Below are 17,573 nucleotides of genomic sequence, written 5' to 3' on the forward strand. Positions count from 1 at the left end.
GCGTGGTGGTACCGGGGTCCGGCTGACCGTCCATGCCGAAAAAGGAGACAGGCGTGAAAGCTTTTGAAACCTCGCAGGAGTGGCACGACGCAGTCGCGAGCACGGGATCAGCTCCCGGCGCGAGCGCAACGGAATCGGGATCACGACGACTATTCTTTGCCAGCTTTCTCGGCACGATGGTCGAGTGGTACGACTTTTTTCTCTACGGCTTCATCGCGCCGCTCGTCTTCGAAGAGTTGTTCTTCCCAAAGTTGAACGCGCTCAGCGGCACTATTGCCGTGTACGCGACGTTCGCCGTCGGCTATGCGAGTCGGCCTCTCGGCGGACTTGTGTTCGGTCACTTCGGCGACAAGATCGGCCGCAAGTCGATGATGCTGGTAACCCTGCTGATGATGGGTATCGGTACGGCGGCCATCGGGCTCTTGCCAAGCGTCGCGCAAATCGGCATGACCGCGACCTGTCTGCTCGTCGCGCTGCGTTTCGTCCAGGGCTTTGCACTCGGGGGTGAGTCGGCGGCTGCCAGCCTGATGGTGCTGGAGAGCGCGCAGCAGCGTCGCCGGGGCCTGCTGGGGGCAGCGCTTCAGGCGGCAGGACCGCTGGGCGTGCTGCTGGCCTCGCTCGCGGTATTCGTCGTATCGCGTCTGCCGCACGAAGCCTTGCTTGCCTGGGGCTGGCGGGTGCCGTTCCTGGTGAGCGCCGTACTGGTGGTAATCGGCCTGTATATTCGTCTGCGAGTCGAGGAAACAGTCGCGTTCCGCAAGCAGCAGAGTCAGCACGACCTCACCCGCATCCCGGCGTGGGAGACCTTGCGCAGCTACAAGTGGCCTGTTTTCGTCGTGCTCGTGGTCAGCATCATGGAGAGCACGTTCTACTATCTGACGGGCGTCTATTCTATCTCGTACGTTACGAAGACGCTCCATATGCCCGGCTCCGTCGCGATCGGCGCGATCGCCTGCGCGAACGCTTTCGCCCTGGTATCGGTACCGCTCTACGGCGCGCTGTCGGACCGCCTCGGGCGCAAGGGCGTGTATTTGCTGGGCATCGTGGCGTCGGCGATCTACCTGAACTTCTTCTTTACGATGCTCGACGGCCGCTCGCCAATGGTCGTAGTGCTGACGGTCGTGGCCGCCGTCGGCGTGATTCATGCACCGATGTACGCCATGTTCGGCAGCTTCTACGGCGAACTGTTTCCCACGCGAGTGCGCTTCACCGGCTTCTCGATGGGCAAGGCGTTCGGCACGGTGCTCGGCGGCGGAGTCGCGCCTATGATCGCGGCCTCGCTCGCGGCGCGCAATCACGGCGACCCCTCCGGTATCGGTCTCTACTATCTGTGCCTCGCCTTCGTCGCGCTGTGTGTGGTGCTGCGCGTGCGCGAAACGCGGCACGACGACATCACCGTCTAGCAACCCCTCAGTTCTCACGTATCCATTGGACGAGCGTCGTGCGCCTCGCTGGAGGCGCACCGGACGCTGCTTTAGTTCGTCTCCAACTTCTCGAACAACACATCATGAAGAAGAACAGGCTTCTCCTCGGCATGCTCGCGCTCGGCGCCGGCGCCGCACACGCGGACAGCAGCGTGACGCTCTACGGCCTCATCGGTACAGGCCCCGCGTATGTGAACAACGTAAAGGGCAGTCATTTGTTCGAATCCGCAAGCGGCCTCATTCAGGGTAATCGTTTCGGTCTGAAGGGGCGCGAAGATCTTGGCGGAGGCATGTCGGCCATCTTCACCTTGGAGAATGGCTTTGACGGCAACACTGGCGCGCTGGGGCAAGGCGGGCGCATGTTCGGACGGCAGGCGTTCGTGGGTCTTGCGACCAGACAATACGGGACACTGACCCTGGGTCGCCAGTACGACACCAATTACGATTTCATGGCCGATACGGGCGCGGCCAAACTCTTCGGTGGCAATGGCGCGCATGTATCAGATAATGACAACCTGTTCGGCACCGTGCGCTTCCAGAACTCAGTCAAGTACACGAGCCCGAGCTGGGGCGGCTTTAGCTTCGCTGCCATGTACGCGATGAGCAACGCTGCCGGCGACTTCGCAAATAATCGCGCCTACAGCGCGACGGCGGCATACCGCAACGGCAGTCTGAAGCTTGCGGTCGGCTATCTGCAGATGAACCATCCGAATGCGGCTGACAATCCCAACGGCGCCGCCGGCAGCGATTATCCCGCACCGTTCAGTCTGTTCAAGACCAGCGCACTGGGCCCGCGAACCGCGCTGGTGGACGAGCAGCAGGTGATCGCCGCGACGGCGTCGTATGCCATCGGGCCGACGCAGGACAATCTCGTGTACTCGCACGCCAAATACCGCTATTTCGACGGTAGCCATCTACGGCTCGACAATGCTGAATTGAACGGTACCTGGCACATCACGCCGGATTTTTACACCGGCCTGGGCTACATGTTCACTTTCGGTCGCTATGAGGAACTGAATCAGTCACCGAAGTGGCATCAGGTCGATCTGGGCATCGACTATCTGCTATCGAAGCGCACTGACCTGTATGCCTTCGCGATCTATCAACGTGCGGTCGGTTCGGCCAGCAACGCTGCCATCTTCTTCATGCAGCCGTCGAGCACGAAGTCCCAGGTGGAAGTGTCGTTCGGTATTCGACACCTGTTCTGACCAAGACGTTCACGGCCGGCTCACTTGCCTTTGGCAGCAGATGAGCCGATGAACTGCGCACGCGGACGGAGAACGCTTCCATACATGCGTTGTTCCTGCACATGGGCGAGCCATCCGGCCACGCGCGCGAGCGCGGAAATCGCGCCGCTCGTGCGTCGCGGCAGACCTATGGCGCGCGTGAGCACCACGGTTCCAAGCTCCTGACGCGGAAGTAAGCCGTGCTCCTTCGCTATTTGATCGACGAACTGATAGATCGCGTTCATTTGGCGGCTGTTGTCGCTCCGTCGGCGTGCGAGATCGAGCATGTAGCGGGCTCGCGGATCGCCCCTGGGATAGATTGGATGCCCGAAACCGGGAACCGCGACGCCGCGTTCAAGCAGTGTATTGGCGCGGCGCATCAATGCCTGCATCGTGCTAGCGCTGTCAAAGAATTCCTCGACGCGGTCGTACAACTGGCCGGTCAGCGAACCAGTGCTCGCAGCGATGCCGGATACGACACAACGATGCAGCGTGCAGCCCGTCGATGCCGACACGCGGGCGGCGACCGTCGCGGGCGAGAGTTCGTGATCGGCGAGCAGGATCAGCAAAGCTTCCATCGACTCGCGATTAATTTCGGTCGATTCGACGGCAAGCGAGGACAGGATGCCCTGTGCCACCGACTGACCGGTCTCCATCGACTTGAAGTGGCTGCGTGGCGACATCAGTCCGCAACATCCGACCAGCATCTGGATGATATCGATCCCGGCGGACGCCATGTCGAGGTCGGCCGGCTCGGCCGTCGCCGTCCTTCCACGGCGCTGTGACGGCTGCATGCCGAGGTGCAGCGTAACGATGGAGAAAACGTCGAGCAAATTGCCGGGCTGCATGCGCCACGATGCTTCAATGAGCGCGTTCAGTTCATGCCATGGTTTGCGCTTCGGCCATTCGAGTTCGACGTTAGTGTCGTTGAGCATTCCGGTCCATAGCAACTGCGCGACGGCCTCGAATGGAAGGCGTGCACGCGCAAGGTCGGTCGCGAGCCTGCCTCGATAGCGTGGTCCGTCAGGCGTGATCTCGGTCACCGAGGTTGGGATGATCGGCTCGCCAAAATTCATAGCGGATGCCGCGACCGCGCCGTGCCCATGCCGCGCGAGCGAACGCGATTCGAGACGCCTGAGGTCATCGCGCCAGTAGAGGCGGCCCTTGTGTCCCGCTTGTCCGATGCTGCGGATCAAACCGCGGCTCACGTAGGCATACAGCGTCTGTTGCCGGACGTTCAGGATCTTCATTGCTTCGGCAGCGGTCACGTAGTCCGTGTGGTCGGAGTTCGCCGCCGCGTGTTCGTCTTTAGTTGCCCGCCGTGCGGGACCGTTCGTGATGACGTCGGACATGTTGATTGGCTGTCGATATTGATCAATAGAACTCTACGGCGAAGCCGTCGTCGTGTCCATCAGTTCGGTGGGATCGCGCATCGCGCGTTGATCTAACAATCAATCTTGATCAACGGAACTGAAAACCTTACCGTTGGCTCCGCATGGGGCCCGCGATCCATCCTTGGCGTCGGCCACAACAACAGAGACTGATCAGGAGGAGACACCATGACGGCTCGAAGAACCTTCCTCAAGGAAGCGATCGCCGCCGGAGCATCTACCGCGCTCTTAAAGCCGAATGCAGGCGTAGCGCAGCCTGTCAACAAGGCGCCGTCGGTCGCTAAGCCCGGCGCGCGTCTGATTGCCGCCGAGACGCAGGTGCCGTCGCTTCAGGAAGCGCCTTCAGCAGACGCGGCACACATCGGCAATCCGGGCTCCGACTTCATGGTGGATCTGCTGCGCATGGCGGGCATCGACTATGTCGCCGCCATGCCGGGCTCCACGTTTCGCGGCATCCATGAGTCGATCGTGAGTTATGCGGGAGACCAGCACCCGGCGCTCGTCGTCTGCACGCACGAAGAGGCGTCGGCGGCGATCGCGCATGGCTATGCGAAGGTCGCAGGCAAGCCGATGGCCTGTCTCGTCCACAGCACCGTGGGGCTTCAGCACGCCTCGATGGCGATCTTCAACGCCTGGTGCGACCGCGTGCCGATGATCGTCATCGCGGGAAACATCGCGGATGCGACGAAGCGCCGTCCCGGCGTCGAGTGGTATCACACCGCGCTGGATCTTGGCGCGCTGGTGCGCGACTTCACCAAGTACGACGACGCGCCTGTGTCGCTTCAGCACTATGCGGAGTCGTTCGTCCGCGCTTACACGCTTTCGATGACGCCGCCGATGGAGCCGGTGCTTCTTGTCGCGGACGGCGAGCTGCAGGAGCGCCCGATCGAGAACCCGAGGGAGATTTCGGTGCCGCCGTTTCGTCCGGTCTCGCCGCCCGTTGCGGGCCGAGCTGCGCTGGAAGAGACCGCACGCATGCTTTGCGGCGCGACGAATCCGGTCATCGTCGCGGACCGCGCGATCCGTTCGCAGGCTGGCATGGATGCGTTGGTGGCGCTTGCGGAAGCGGTGAACGCGCCGGTCGTCGACCTGCTCGGACGGCTGAATTTCCCGACCGGGCATTTCCTAAATCAAACCTATCTCAAGACCCAATTGATATCGCGCGCCGATGTCATCCTTGCCCTCGAAGTATCGGATCTTTGGGGGTTGACGGGAACGGTAGCGGACGTCATCGGGCGACCGACCAAAAAGTTTACGAAACCCGATGTCAATCTCGTGAGTGTGTCGACGTCCTATCTCTATTCGAAGTCGAACATGCAGGACGCGGAGCGGTTCATCGCGCCCACGCTTGCAATCGGCGGAGATGCGCAGGCCTCGCTCGGGCCGTTGCTCGAAGCGGTGAACGCGGTGTGCACGGCTCCCCAGCGTGAGACGATGAGAAAGCGTGCACCCGCACTGCGTCAGGCTCATACGCTGATGCGCGAGACCGCGCGACACGACGCGACGCGCGCCTGGGATGCGAGTCCGATCAGCACGGCAAGACTCTCGCAAGAAGTCTGGAACGTGATCCGACATGAAAATTGGGCGCTGGTGTCGTCGTCGTTGTTCATCAGCCAGTGGCCGCAGCGGTTGTGGGATTTCGACAAGACCTGGCAGTACATCGGCGGCGAAGGCGGCTATGGCGTCGGTTACGGCGCGCCGGCCGCAGTTGGCGCGGCGATCGCGCATCGGGATGCGGGACGCATTCCGGTCAATATTCAGACCGACGGCGATCTAATGGTGCTGCCCGGTGTGTTGTGGACCGCTGCGCATCACAAGATTCCCCTGCTCACCGTGATGCATAACAACCGCGCCTACCACCAGGAATCGATGCACATTCAGCGCATGGCTAACTGGCGCGACCGAAAACCTGAAAACGGCACGGCGGGCACGCTCATCAACGATCCGCCGATCGACTATGCCGGGCTCGCCAGAAGCATGGGCATGTGGGCCGAGGGACCGATCTCGAACCCGGCCGATCTCGGACCGGCTCTCGCGCGCGCGATGCAGCGAGTGAAGGCGGGCGAACCGGCCTTTCTCGACGTCCTCACGCAACCTCGCTAGGAGCGCACATGAAGCCGATACGCATGATCGCGCTGGCCGTAAGTGCGCTTGCCTGCTTGATCGATATGACCTCGCCGCCTGCGATGGCTGTACAGGCGGACGTTCATGCCGGACAGGGGCTGTACATGAAAAAGGGCTGTTACGAATGCCATGGTCCCGTGGGGCAGGGCAGCATCATGTCCGGGCCCGCCCTCGCACCGTCCCCGTTGCCGGTAGAGGCGATGACGGCCTACGTCCGCTCGCCGAAGGGGCAAATGCCTCTCTACAGCAGCAAAATCCTGTCTGATCGCGATCTGGCGCAGATTCAAGCGTATCTCGCGGCGGTTCCGGCGTCACCGGACGCGGACAGTATTGCACTGCTCGGCGGAGCCTCTACGGCATCGTCGTCTAAAGACGACTCCGAACGCGGACAGCAGGTATATGTCGCACGATGCGCGTCCTGTCATGGCGCATCGGGAGGCGGTGCGGTCGGGCCGTCGCTCGTCGATGTCGCGAAACGTCGTGGTGTGTCGGGCATCGAGTCATTCGTGCGCAATCCGTCAGGTGCCATGCCAAAGCTTTTCCCGGAAGTTCTGACCGAGTCGGATGTTCAGGCCGTCGCCCAATACGTAGCGAGGCTCAGGTAGGCCGCTGCGCGCGTCAGGCAGACGCTCCGGGCCGATACAGGAGCGCACGGCCGCAGTTCAACTTCTTGAAGCTCGGCCCTCGAATCTGTCTCATGAGAGACGCGTGTTCAGGTTCGCGCTGAACTCGCGGAGCACGTGCAGTACGCGTGGCGACGACGTCAGGGCGCGAAGGTTTCAAACATCGTCTGCCTGAGCCATTGATTGCCCGGATCACGATGGTTTCGCCCGTGCCATAGCACGGTGATGGTGATGTCGGGAATCTTGATCGGGCACGGGGCGCTGACGAGTCCGAAAGGCGCGAGCGTACTCATCGCATAGGCGTGCGGCACCACGGCGATCAGATCGGTCGTTTGCAGAATATGCCCAACTGCAACGAAATGCGGCACGCGCAAGCGGACGTTACGGCGTATGCCGGCCCGCTGAATGACGGTATCGACCATGCCGTGTCCGGTCCCCTCGGCCACGATCGACACATGCTCGGCGTCCGAGAACGTCTTGCTCGTCATGCCCGCGCCTGCCAGCGGATGATCGGCGCGAAACAGACAGACGTAACGCTGACGGAACAAGCGGCGCTGGAAAAATCCCCCCTTCAGATCAGGTAGAAAGCCGATGGCAAGGTCTACCTGGCCGTGCTCCATGTCCGCGCGAAGTGTGTCGGACTGGTTGCGCACCGTGCTGATCGTCACACCCGGTGCGATCAACGCGAGCTTGCGCATCAGGACCGGCAGGAACGAGATCTCGCCGATGTCTGTCATCGCGACTGTGAATGCTCGCGTGCTCGATGCCGGATCGAAAACCGACATCTGGTTCAACGTATGGTGAATCGCGCCCAGTGCATTGGCGATCGGCTCGGCCAGCGCCTCAGCGAACGGCGTCGGAACCATGCCTTTCGAGGTTCGCAGAAACAGTTCGTCGCCAAGCACCTTTCTCAGCCTCGCCAGCGCATTGCTGATGGCCGGCTGAGACGTGCCGAGCGCGGTGGCGACGGCCGAAACACGTCGCTGCTGCAATAGCTCCTGAAAGACGACAAGCAGGTTGAGATCGATATCGTGAAGTTCCATCGGCTGCCCCTTTTGGCAAAAGCATTATCAATCTGAGTGATTTTGCGTATCAAGGAGATTCTATTTATCGATTTCGCGGCTCCGTGCATCATGCATCAAACGCAGAACAGCATGGAGACACGGAAGTGATGAAGGTTTCTGTCCTGCCGCTAGAGCGCGATATCGAGGCGACGAGCGGCGCCAATCTGCTTGACGCACTGCGCGCTCATGCGATCCCGATTTCGTACAGCTGCATGGCAGGCCGTTGCGGCACGTGTCGTTGCACCGTGGTCGCCGGCTCAGCCGTGACGCTCGGCACCGAAGCAGGCGGTTCGCGCGTCACGGGCGGCCAGTCCGTGCTCGCATGCTGCACGACGCTCATCGAGGATTGCGTGATCGAGATTCCTGAGGTCGACGAGATCGTGGTTCATCCGCCGAAGATACTCAAGGCGACGGTCATCGACATAGAAGACCTGACGCACGATATCAAACGGGTGCGGCTGGCGTTGTCCAAACCATTCAACTTCTCTCCCGGTCAGTACGCGAACGTGCAGTTCACGCCGGAACACATTCGTCCTTACTCGATGGCGGGCACGGCGAACGGCCAGGAAGTGGAGTTTCATATACGGCTGGTGCCCAATGGGCACGTGACGTCCTTCGTCGCGGCCGATCTCAAGCCGGGCGATGCAGTTCGCATTAGCGGACCTCTGGGTACCGCCTACCTTCGCAGAAAGTCGGATGACCCGGTTCTGTGCATTGCCGGTGGCACCGGGCTGGCGCCGATCCTGTCAATTCTTCGCGGCATGGCCGAGTCGCAGACAAGCCGGCCGATCCATCTGTACTTCGGCGTGCGTTCCAAAGCGGACGTCTATGGCACCCACTGGCTCGACGCGTTGCGCGAAAGCCTGCCCGGCCTGCGTGTCCATGTCGTGCTGGCTTCCGGCGAACAGCGCGTTCCGTATCGCACGGGCATGGTGACCGATGCTGTCGACGGGGACTGGAACACGCTCGACGGATGGCGCGCGTATGTGGCGGGCGCGCCGGCGATGGTCGACGCTTCGTCCGCGCTGCTGCGCAGGAAGGGCGTCGACCCCGGCCGGATTTACGCCGATGCTTTTCATGCAAGCGAGTCTCGATCAAGCAGTTCCCAGTTGCCGCACCAGAGGAGACGTCATCATGAATGAGAGCCCGATCGACTTTATCCGGCCTGTCTGGAAGGGGGACGATACCAGCCAGATTCCGTTCTGGGCGTACAGCCAGGAAGCGGTCTACCGGAAGGAGCTCGATCGTTTCTTCTATTCCGGTCACTGGTGCTACGTGGGTCTGGAAGCGGAGATTCCCAACGCCGGTGACTTCAAGCGCACGTCCATCGGCGAGCGCTCGGTGATCGTGACGCGCTCTCAGGATGGCGAAGTAGCTGTGGTGGAAAACGTGTGCGCGCATCGCGGCGTGCGCTTCTGCCGGGACAAGTTCGGCAATCGAAAAGACCTGACGTGTCCATATCACCAGTGGAACTATGACCTTAAGGGCAATCTGATCGGTGTGCCGTTCCGGCGAGGCGTGAAGGCGGACGGCAGGGTCAACGGCGGCATGCCTGCGGACTTTGATCCGAAACAGCATGGTCTGACGCAACTGAAAGTGGCGACCCGCAACGGTGTGATCTTCGCTTCCTTCGACCACGATGTCGAGCCGCTCGAAGCATTCCTCGGACCGTCGATCCTTGCGCTATTTGACCGTGTATTCGACGGACGGAAGCTGAAGATTCTAGGCTACAACCGGCAGCGAATTCCGGCAAATTGGAAGTTCATGCAGGAGAACATCAAGGATCCGTATCACGCGGGCTTGCTGCATACCTGGTTCCTCACGTTCGGACTGTGGCGCGCTGACAGCAAGGCAGCGCTAAAGATGGACGAGAAGTTTCGCCACGCTGCAATGATCGGCGTGCGCGGTGCACAGGGAAAGAGCGAAGTGACCAAGGGCGTGTCGAGCTTCAAGGAAGAAATGAAACTGAACGACGACCGCTTTCTCGACATCGTTCACGAACCGTGGTGGGGCGATCTGACCGTCGCCATGCTGACGATCTTCCCGAGCCTCATCATCCAGCAGCAGATCAATTCGGTGTCGACGCGCCAGATCGTGCCGAACGGCGTCGGATCGTTCGATTTCGTCTGGACGCACTTCGGCTTCGAGGACGACAGCGAGGAGATGACGCGCCGGCGTTTGCGCCAGGCGAATCTCTTCGGCCCGGCGGGATTCGTGTCGGCCGACGACGGTGAGGTCATCGAGTTCTCGCAGGAAGGCGTCGAACAAAAGCCGTTCTATCAGGCGCTCGCACAACTCGGCGGACGGGATATCGCCGATGCCGATCACAACGTCAGCGAGACCCTGATTCGGGGCATGTTCGAGTACTGGCGCAAGGTGATGGAGATTTGACATGCTCGATTTCGAGACCTATCAGGAACTTATCGGGCTTTACGCCGAGTATGCGGCCGTGCTGGACAGCGCCGACTGGGATCGCTGGCCTGAATTCTTCACCGACGAGTGCCTGTACCGCGTTCAGCCTCGCGAGAACTTCGATCGAGGCCTTCCGCTCGCAACGATGTCCTTCGAAAGCAAGGGCATGTTGAAAGACCGGGTGTATGGCATGACAGAAACGATCTTCCATGACCCGTACTACCAGAGGCATGTCGTCGGCGCACCCATCGTCCGGGAAGTCGACAGCCGTCATATCCGGTCGGAAGCGAACTACGCCGTGTTTCGTACGAAGCAGGACGAGTTGACCACCGTATTCAACGTCGGCCGCTATATCGATGTCATTCAGCGCACGCCGCAAGGCCTCAGGTTGAAAAGCCGAACCTGCGTGTTCGACAGCGAAATGGTCGCGAACTCGCTCATTTATCCGATTTGAGGTGCTCGATGACAAAGACCTGGGCGAAAGTGATCGAGCTTGCTGCAGTGCCCGCCGATGACGTGACCGCGGTTATCTCAAAGGGCCGGGAGATTGCACTTTATAGCGTCGACGGCTTGGTCTACGCGACCGACAATATCTGCACGCACGGCCACGCAAGGTTATGCGACGGCTTTCTCGATGGCCACGAGATCGAATGTCCGCTGCATCAGGGAAGGTTCGATGTGCGCAACGGCAAGGCCATGTGCGCGCCGCTCTCCGTGGATATCCGGACCTACCCCGTGCGGATAGAGGAGGGCCAGGTCTATATCGAACTGGAAGACGCCTGATCCTTGCTTGGGAAAAATGGAAGAGCAGTGTGTCAGGACATTCCATTTATTTTTTCGGATGCCTATCCAATATATCGCGATAGGAAGGGGCACGGCGCTTCATCCATCGTCACAGTGAAAGCCCTTTCACCTATCGCCGCCCCACGTTACAGAAGGAGTTCGCCATGAGCGCGCACGCAGACAGCGCCGTAAGAGCGCAGGAATCAGACCGTTCGGTTTCATATCGGGAACGACTCGCAGCACTCAACGTCGCGCCGCTGTGGGACGTCTTGAAAGGGCTTGTCCCTAATGAGCCGCGGCCGAAGGCCAGGCCGCATGCGTGGAAGTGGGCCGTGATGCGTGACCGGCTAATCGAATCCGGCGCTGTGGTGAGCGCGGAAGAAGCGGAGCGGCGCGTTCTGATGCTGATGAATCCCGGGTTGGAAGGTTTGCCTAATGCGACCGATACGATCTATGCCGGCCTCCAACTGATTCTTCCGGGTGAGATAGCGCGGGCACATCGTCATAGCCAGTCTGCGTTGCGCTTCGTGCTCGAAGGCACGGGCGGCTATACGTCGGTTGACGGCGTTCGCACTGAAATGCTGCGCGGCGATTTCATCGTGACGCCCGCGTGGACCTGGCACGACCACGGCAACGACGGCGATGGACCGGTCGTCTGGCTGGACGGACTCGACGTTCCGCTCGTCAGTTTCCTGCGGGCCGGATTTCGCGAGGAATACGAGGAATCGAATCAGTTTCCCCGCACCGGCGAATCCGATCAGGTGCTGACACGTTACTCCGACGCTTTGCTGCCGATCGGTAGCAGCCACGCTGGGCCGACATCGCCGATCTTCAACTATCCCTATGCGCGCACGCGCGAAGTGCTCGACCGGCTCGCGCGCTACTCGGACGTCGATGCCTGTCACGGCGTCAACGTTCGCTACGCCAACCCGCTCACCGGCGGCTGGGCCATCCCGACCATTGCCGCGTCGATGCGCCTGATTCCGCGTGGCCTTACCACGGAGTTCTTCCGATCGGTGGAGGGTACGGTCATCGTCGGCGTCGAGGGTTCGCCTGCCGTCGAGATAGAAGGTGCCGGGCGCTTCGATATCGCCGAGAACGACGTCTTCATCGTGCCGGGATGGAGCCGCTGGCGCATGAGTGCCGGCGACATCAGCGACGCCGTGATGTTCACCTACTCTGATCGTCCCGTGTACGAGAAGCTCGGCCTTTACCGCGAAACGCGCGGTTGACTCACCCTGACGCAGGATAAGCCATGAAGATTTGCCGCTTTAACGATAACCGTATTGGCGTTGTCCGTGGGGACAGGATTCACGACATCACGCCGCTGTTCCACGCTCTGGGTGAGCCGGGCTGGCCATATCCGCCTTACGACTGGATCATCGGAAACTTTCCTCGTATCGAGGACCAGATCGAAACGTTTCTTCGCCACGCGGATACGGTGCGGCTGTCGGCGGCCAAGCTGCTCGCGCCGGTCGCCAATCCGGGCAAGATCATCGGGGCGCCGATCAATTACCGCGATCATATCGACGAGGCCAATGCGGATCAGCAGATCGCACACGGTAAGACCTTCACCACGCTCGAACAGTTTGGTTTGTTCATCAAGGCACCGACGTCGCTGAACGGACCCGAAGGTATCGTCGAGTTTCCGTTTCCGGACCGCCGCACCGATCACGAGGTGGAACTCGGCGTGGTCATCGGCAGGCGGGCCAAGAAAGTCTCGAGAGAGAAGGCGCTCGATTACGTGTTCGGTTATTGCGTGGCGCTGGACATGACGGTACGCGGTCCCGAGTTCGCGGGCTTCCGCAAGTCGGCGGATACGTTCGCGGTGATCGGTCCGTGGATCACGACCGTCGACGAGATCGAGGATCCCAACACGCTCGACCTGGAACTTACGGTCAATGACGCGCCGCGCCAGAAGTCCAATACGCAGTACCTGATCTACAACGTTCAGCGGCTCATCGAATACGCATCGGCGATGTACACGCTGCATCCGGGCGACGTCATCATGACAGGCACGCCGGCGGGCGTCGGCCCCGTGACGCCCGGCGACGTCGTCAAGGCGCGCGTCGAAGGCCTTGGCGACTTGACGATCCGGATGGCGCGGTCATGAGCCCGGAGACATCTCACAGGTGGGTGCCGGCGGCGGAACGATCCTGGTCGAGACGCTCCGGCGTCGTCACGTCGTGCGCGGACCGGATTACGGCTCCGGCGTTGCTGATGCGCGGCAAGGCGCCGTTCATGTGACCGGTCCGGAGCAGGGCGCGACGCTGCCCGGCAAACCGTGGTGGCGGGCGCTCGAGCCCTGCATCTTCGACAGCAACTAGCGTGTAACGAACAACACCATTGAAGAGACCGACCCGACTCAAAAACAGGCATCCCACAAGAGGACGACTGCTCCACGAAGTCCGTCGGGGCAGCAATACTGGAGGAAGACAAATGAAACACAAGCTGACGAAGGCCACGAACGAGGGCCGAATGAGCTCGTTCCAGAAGATGGTGCTCGTCGTATGCGTCGCGCTGAGCATGCTGGATGGCTTCGATGTGCTGGCCGTCGCGTTTTCGGCATCGCACTTGGCATCGGACTGGCATCTCAATGGTAGCCAGCTCGGCGCGTTGCTCAGCGCCGGCCTGTTCGGCATGGCGGCCGGAGGCTTCATCGTTGCACCGTGCGCCGATCGCATCGGGCGCCGGCCGCTCGTGCTGCTGTGCCTGCTTGCGATCGTCGCGGGCATGCTGGCTTCCGCATGTGCTCAGACGCTGGAACAACTTGTGGCATTGCGCGTCATGACGGGACTCGGCATCGGCGGCATGATGGTGAGCGTCGCGGTCATCGCCTCGGAGTACGCGTCCGACAAGTGGAGAAGCGCAGCGATCAGCATGCAGTCGGCCGGCTATACGCTCGGCGCGACGCTGGGCGGCGCTGTGAGCGCACTGCTGTTGGCACGCTATGGCTGGCGAAGCGCCTTCCTGTTTGGCGGCATCAGCACGGCGCTGGTGATTCCGCTTGCATGGTACGGCCTGCCCGAGTCCCTGGATTTCCTGATTGCACGGCGACCACAACGTGCGCTGGACAAGGTGAACGCCATCTTGCGGCGCATGAAGCAGGACACGATCGATGAACTGCCGCGCATCGAGGACTCTCGGGAAGCAAGCGCCGGGTCGGACGAACTGACCACGGCGCCGTCGCTGATCGGGTTGCGGACGCTCCTGATCTGGCTTGCGTTCTCGCTTGTGATGGCCGGATTCTATTTCGTCATGAGCTGGACGCCGAGGCTTCTGGTCCAGGCGGGCATGTCCGCTTCGCAAGGCGTGACAGGCGGCGTCCTGCTGAATGCGGGCGGCATTATCGGGTGCACGTTGTTCAGCCTGGTCTCGGGCCGCGGGAAACTTAGAACGCTGCTGACCTCGGCTCTGGTGGTCAGCGGCGTGCTGCTCTTAATGTTTGGTGCGAACGCTTCGCAACTCCAGTTCGCCATGCCGGCAGCGATCGCATTGGGCGCCGCGATTACCGCATGCGTCGGCGGCCTTTATTCGCTGACGCCGCTTCTCTATCCGCCGAAAACTCGCGCCACCGGCGTGGGTTGGGCAGTCGGCATGGGCAGACTCGGCGCGATCGCGGCACCGCTCCTCGTCGGCATGCTGATCGACCACGGCTGGCAGGTCCATCACCTTTACTACCTGTTCGCAGCGCCATTTCTGCTGGCAGTTATCCCTGTAGCGGCCATCTTCTTCTTCATGAAGCGACAGAAGCACTGGCGTCATTCCGATGCAGTCGAAGCCGTCTAATTCCCATACGAGAACGGCGCAATTCGCTTATCGATTCACCACTTTGTTTGGAAATCACATGAAAAGGACTTGCCTGGTTGCGGCGGGAGCCGTCTGCTTGCTTGCGGGAGCGGCACACGCGCAAAGCTCCGTCACGCTTTACGGCATCATCGACACAGGGCTCGAATATGTGTCCCATGCGAATGCGTCGGGCGACCGCGTTATTCGCATGCCCGCCATCACCGGCTCACTGCCTTCGCGATGGGGCCTTCGCGGCAGCGAGGATCTTGGCGGAGGATATCGCGCACTATTTGTTCTTGAGAACGGCTTCAACGTGCGCGCGGGCGATGCGGGTCAAGGCGGCCGTCTTTTCGGACGGCAAGCCTGGGTAGGCCTCGGTTCGGAATACGGCACGCTGACGTTCGGCCGTCAGTACACGATGACGTTCTACGCGCTGCTCGAGAACGACGTGATGGGTCCGGCCATCTACAGTCTCGGATCGCTGGACAGCTACATTCCGAATGCCCGAAGCGACAACACCATCGCCTACAAGGGAACATTCGCGGGCCTCACGCTCGGCGCAACCTATTCATTCGGGCGCGACGCAGCAGGATCCGGCAATTCGCCCGGACAGGGCACGTGCGCCGGATCGGTGCCAGGCGACTTCCAGCAATGTCACCAGTGGTCCGTGATGGCCAAGTACGACACGCGCAATTTTGGCGCGGTGGTCAGCTACGACCAGCAACGGGGTGGAACGAACGCAGCCGCCAACTTCTTTGATGGCGTGGCGACGACACCGATTCCCAGCAGCGGCGACAAGGACACACGGGCTCAGGCCAATGCGTACGTCAAATTCTTCGGCGCGACGATCTCGGGCGGATGGCTTGGACGGTGGGTCGATCCGGCGGCGCAAGCAGCAGCGAGCGTCAAGTCGAACATTTTCTATCTGGGCGCCAGCTACGTCATCACGCCTTCTCTCTATGTCGATGGAGCGGTCTACCGGATTCTTAATCACGATCACGACACGAGAGCGACGCTCAGTACGATTCGCGGCATCTATTCACTATCGAAACGAACGGCCGTCTACGCGCAGGTTGGCTTTCTTGGCAATAGCGCGAGGGCGAGATATACGCTGAGCGCCGGTGGCCCGGGAACGACGCCGCCGCCCGGGGCGAATCAGACCGGCGTCATGATGGGGCTTCGACAGCTCTTTTGAAGATCAGGCGTCCGGCGCTCACGAGTCTGAGGGCAAGGGAGAGTCCGGACTTCCGAGGACGGAGCTGCCAGCCCGGACAAGCGCCATCGTTGAAATCCACCCAAACTTGGAGATACATAATGAATGTCAGCTCTCATACTGCGGCTTCACTGGCCTCGACGTTGAACGAACGTGCGGAGCGCTCGAACCGCTTTCGCTGGTCTTGGTCCCCCGACACGTTTCAGTCGGACTGGATGGACCATCACGAAGTGCCGCTCGAATCGCATCGCTCGAACGATGGAACCGAACGACGCTGATTGCTTACTCGATTGTTTGGGCGATCTTTACCTTGGCTACCGGTTCGCGCACCGCAGGCTCAGGTTGCAGCGCAATCAGGAGTTGCGTGCAGGGTGCGCTAGCCTCGCGATTGCGCAGCACTGACCGGCGCGCCGGTGACGGCCGAGTTGGATGGGGAGGCCGTCGCGCATACGTAGCGAAGCTTGAGTAAGGCGGCGCGAGCGTCGGGTTACACCCTCCCGCCGTGCCGAAGCGCTCGTGGCATGGCGAGCGATTCTCCCATTTCCAGCGACAAACTGTCTCGCAAATCGGTATTTACCCTCATGAGACTAGCTCATAGAATTCGGGGGCAGCACTTAGAAGATGAATTGCTGCCACTCGAATCACGGAGGTTTCATGAAGGCGCTCGCCCGAATCGTTATAGCTGTTTCTTTTTTCTCTTTCGCGCTCGGTGCTTCGGCTCAAGCTGCGGGGGAACGGACCCGCGCTGAAGTGCGCGCAGAGCTCGCTCAGTACGAAAAAGCTGGGTATAACCCAGCCGACTGGATGCATTTTTCAGAGAACCTTCAGAGTGCCCGCGCGAAGATTGAAGCAACCGGAAAAGGGGCGCAGACCCATAACGAGCAATTCAATGTGACAAGGGAGCCGATTCGGTGACCGGTTCAGCTGCTAATCGCATAGGGACGTTGAAGCTGCGTTGAACGCACCTCCTGGTCTGCGCTAAGTGGGTCCAGGCGAGCAGGCATCTCTTGCTCTTACCCAAGATCTATGCACCGCGAAATGTCGGTTTCCTCGTTCACGAGCCCACGCCGGCACTCAGCGCAGACTTTTTGAGGACATAATGCCCAATTTCAGAGCGCTTCTCTTGTCAGCAGTAGTTCTCGCCTCTGCAGTAACCGGAAATGGTTGGGCGCAGCAGCCTCCGATCAACCCAGGACCTGCTGCGCGAGCATCGGACGTTCCATCGACCGACGCTTACAGAACTGCCAACCAAGCCATGATTCAAGGCAAGACGAATTTGCCATACACCGGAGATGCCGACTACGATTTCGTGGCTCAAATGACGCCGCTTTACCAAGGAGCCGTAGATGTAGCAAAAGTGGAGCTCCAGTATGGAAAGGATCCGGAGCTACGCAAGCTGGCTCAGAGCATGGTGTATTCGCAGCAGGCGCAGCTCAATTTCATGCGTACGTGGCTTCAGACACACCAGCCAGCACGGACGTCAAAGCAATGAGCGTCTACTCGCAGACGCAACGCACGCGGGCA

At 60.9% G+C, this 17,573-nt stretch carries 16 protein-coding genes; 14 read left to right on the plus strand and 2 right to left on the minus strand.

All coding sequences use genetic code 11. The features are described from left to right. Positions 1–53 precede the first annotated feature (53 nt). The gene (locus NCT32_RS30065; protein WP_061119852.1) at positions 54–1,403 is read left to right on the plus strand and encodes an MHS family MFS transporter; all 1,350 of its coding nucleotides are present in this window, start codon (positions 54–56) and stop codon (positions 1,401–1,403) included. 104 nt (positions 1,404–1,507) lie between these two features. Continuing rightward, positions 1,508–2,632 carry a porin gene (locus tag NCT32_RS30070; protein WP_061119795.1) on the plus strand — a complete coding sequence of 375 codons (1,125 nt, stop codon included), beginning with the start codon at positions 1,508–1,510 and terminating at the stop codon, positions 2,630–2,632. Between the two features lie 20 nt (positions 2,633–2,652). Here NCT32_RS30070 and NCT32_RS30075 read toward each other — a convergent pair whose 3' ends face one another. After that, positions 2,653–4,002: a citrate synthase gene (locus NCT32_RS30075; protein WP_250478193.1), complete on the minus strand. Its 1,350-nt coding sequence runs from the start codon at positions 4,000–4,002 to the stop codon at positions 2,653–2,655. Positions 4,003–4,209: 207 nt separating this feature from the next. Between NCT32_RS30075 and NCT32_RS30080 the strand changes: the two genes are divergently transcribed. Both NCT32_RS30080 and NCT32_RS30085 read left to right on the plus strand, forming a co-directional pair. Next, entirely contained in the window at positions 4,210–6,144 is a 1,935-nt protein-coding gene (locus NCT32_RS30080; RefSeq protein ID WP_250490937.1) for a thiamine pyrophosphate-binding protein, read from the plus strand. 8 nt (positions 6,145–6,152) lie between these two features. After that, a complete protein-coding gene (locus NCT32_RS30085) occupies positions 6,153–6,770 on the plus strand; it encodes a cytochrome c (protein WP_061119798.1) in 618 nt (205 codons plus the stop codon). 158 nt (positions 6,771–6,928) lie between these two features. Here the strand turns inward: NCT32_RS30085 and NCT32_RS30090 are convergent, their stop codons facing one another. Continuing rightward, on the minus strand, positions 6,929–7,831 hold the full coding sequence (locus tag NCT32_RS30090; RefSeq protein WP_061119799.1) for a LysR family transcriptional regulator: 903 nt from the start codon (positions 7,829–7,831) through the stop codon (positions 6,929–6,931). A gap of 128 nt (positions 7,832–7,959) precedes the next feature. Between NCT32_RS30090 and NCT32_RS30095 the strand changes: the two genes are divergently transcribed. The 10 genes from NCT32_RS30095 to NCT32_RS30140 all read left to right on the plus strand — a co-directional run bounded on the left by NCT32_RS30095 (position 7,960) and on the right by NCT32_RS30140 (position 17,541). Beyond that, positions 7,960–8,994, plus strand: a complete 1,035-nt coding sequence (locus NCT32_RS30095; RefSeq protein ID WP_061119800.1) for an FAD-binding oxidoreductase — start codon at positions 7,960–7,962, stop codon at positions 8,992–8,994. After that, the gene (locus tag NCT32_RS30100) at positions 8,987–10,243 is read left to right on the plus strand and encodes an aromatic ring-hydroxylating dioxygenase subunit alpha (protein WP_250490938.1); all 1,257 of its coding nucleotides are present in this window, start codon (positions 8,987–8,989) and stop codon (positions 10,241–10,243) included. The genes NCT32_RS30095 and NCT32_RS30100 overlap by 8 nt, the downstream gene beginning before the upstream one ends. Position 10,244: 1 nt before the next feature. Further along, positions 10,245–10,718: an aromatic-ring-hydroxylating dioxygenase subunit beta gene (locus tag NCT32_RS30105; protein ID WP_053572546.1), complete on the plus strand. Its 474-nt coding sequence runs from the start codon at positions 10,245–10,247 to the stop codon at positions 10,716–10,718. A gap of 8 nt (positions 10,719–10,726) precedes the next feature. Further along, entirely contained in the window at positions 10,727–11,047 is a 321-nt protein-coding gene (locus tag NCT32_RS30110) for a non-heme iron oxygenase ferredoxin subunit (protein ID WP_061119802.1), read from the plus strand. A 164-nt stretch (positions 11,048–11,211) separates the two neighbouring features. Then, positions 11,212–12,279 (plus strand): cupin domain-containing protein, encoded by a 1,068-nt coding sequence (locus NCT32_RS30115; RefSeq protein ID WP_061119803.1) that lies wholly within the window; start codon positions 11,212–11,214, stop codon positions 12,277–12,279. Between the two features lie 23 nt (positions 12,280–12,302). Next, entirely contained in the window at positions 12,303–13,160 is an 858-nt protein-coding gene (locus NCT32_RS30120; RefSeq protein WP_053572549.1) for a fumarylacetoacetate hydrolase family protein, read from the plus strand. Positions 13,161–13,543: 383 nt separating this feature from the next. After that, the gene (locus NCT32_RS30125) at positions 13,544–14,836 is read left to right on the plus strand and encodes an MFS transporter (RefSeq protein ID WP_250478198.1); all 1,293 of its coding nucleotides are present in this window, start codon (positions 13,544–13,546) and stop codon (positions 14,834–14,836) included. Positions 14,837–14,894: 58 nt separating this feature from the next. Further along, positions 14,895–16,031 carry a porin gene (locus tag NCT32_RS30130; protein ID WP_250478215.1) on the plus strand — a complete coding sequence of 379 codons (1,137 nt, stop codon included), beginning with the start codon at positions 14,895–14,897 and terminating at the stop codon, positions 16,029–16,031. 672 nt (positions 16,032–16,703) lie between these two features. Further along, entirely contained in the window at positions 16,704–16,964 is a 261-nt protein-coding gene (locus NCT32_RS30135) for a DUF4148 domain-containing protein (protein ID WP_053572552.1), read from the plus strand. Positions 16,965–17,148: 184 nt separating this feature from the next. Further along, positions 17,149–17,541, plus strand: a complete 393-nt coding sequence (locus NCT32_RS30140) for a DUF305 domain-containing protein (protein ID WP_250478199.1) — start codon at positions 17,149–17,151, stop codon at positions 17,539–17,541. Positions 17,542–17,573 lie beyond the last annotated feature (32 nt).

Source organism: Caballeronia sp. INML2 (assembly GCF_023631365.1).
Classification (GTDB): domain Bacteria; phylum Pseudomonadota; class Gammaproteobacteria; order Burkholderiales; family Burkholderiaceae; genus Caballeronia; species Caballeronia turbans.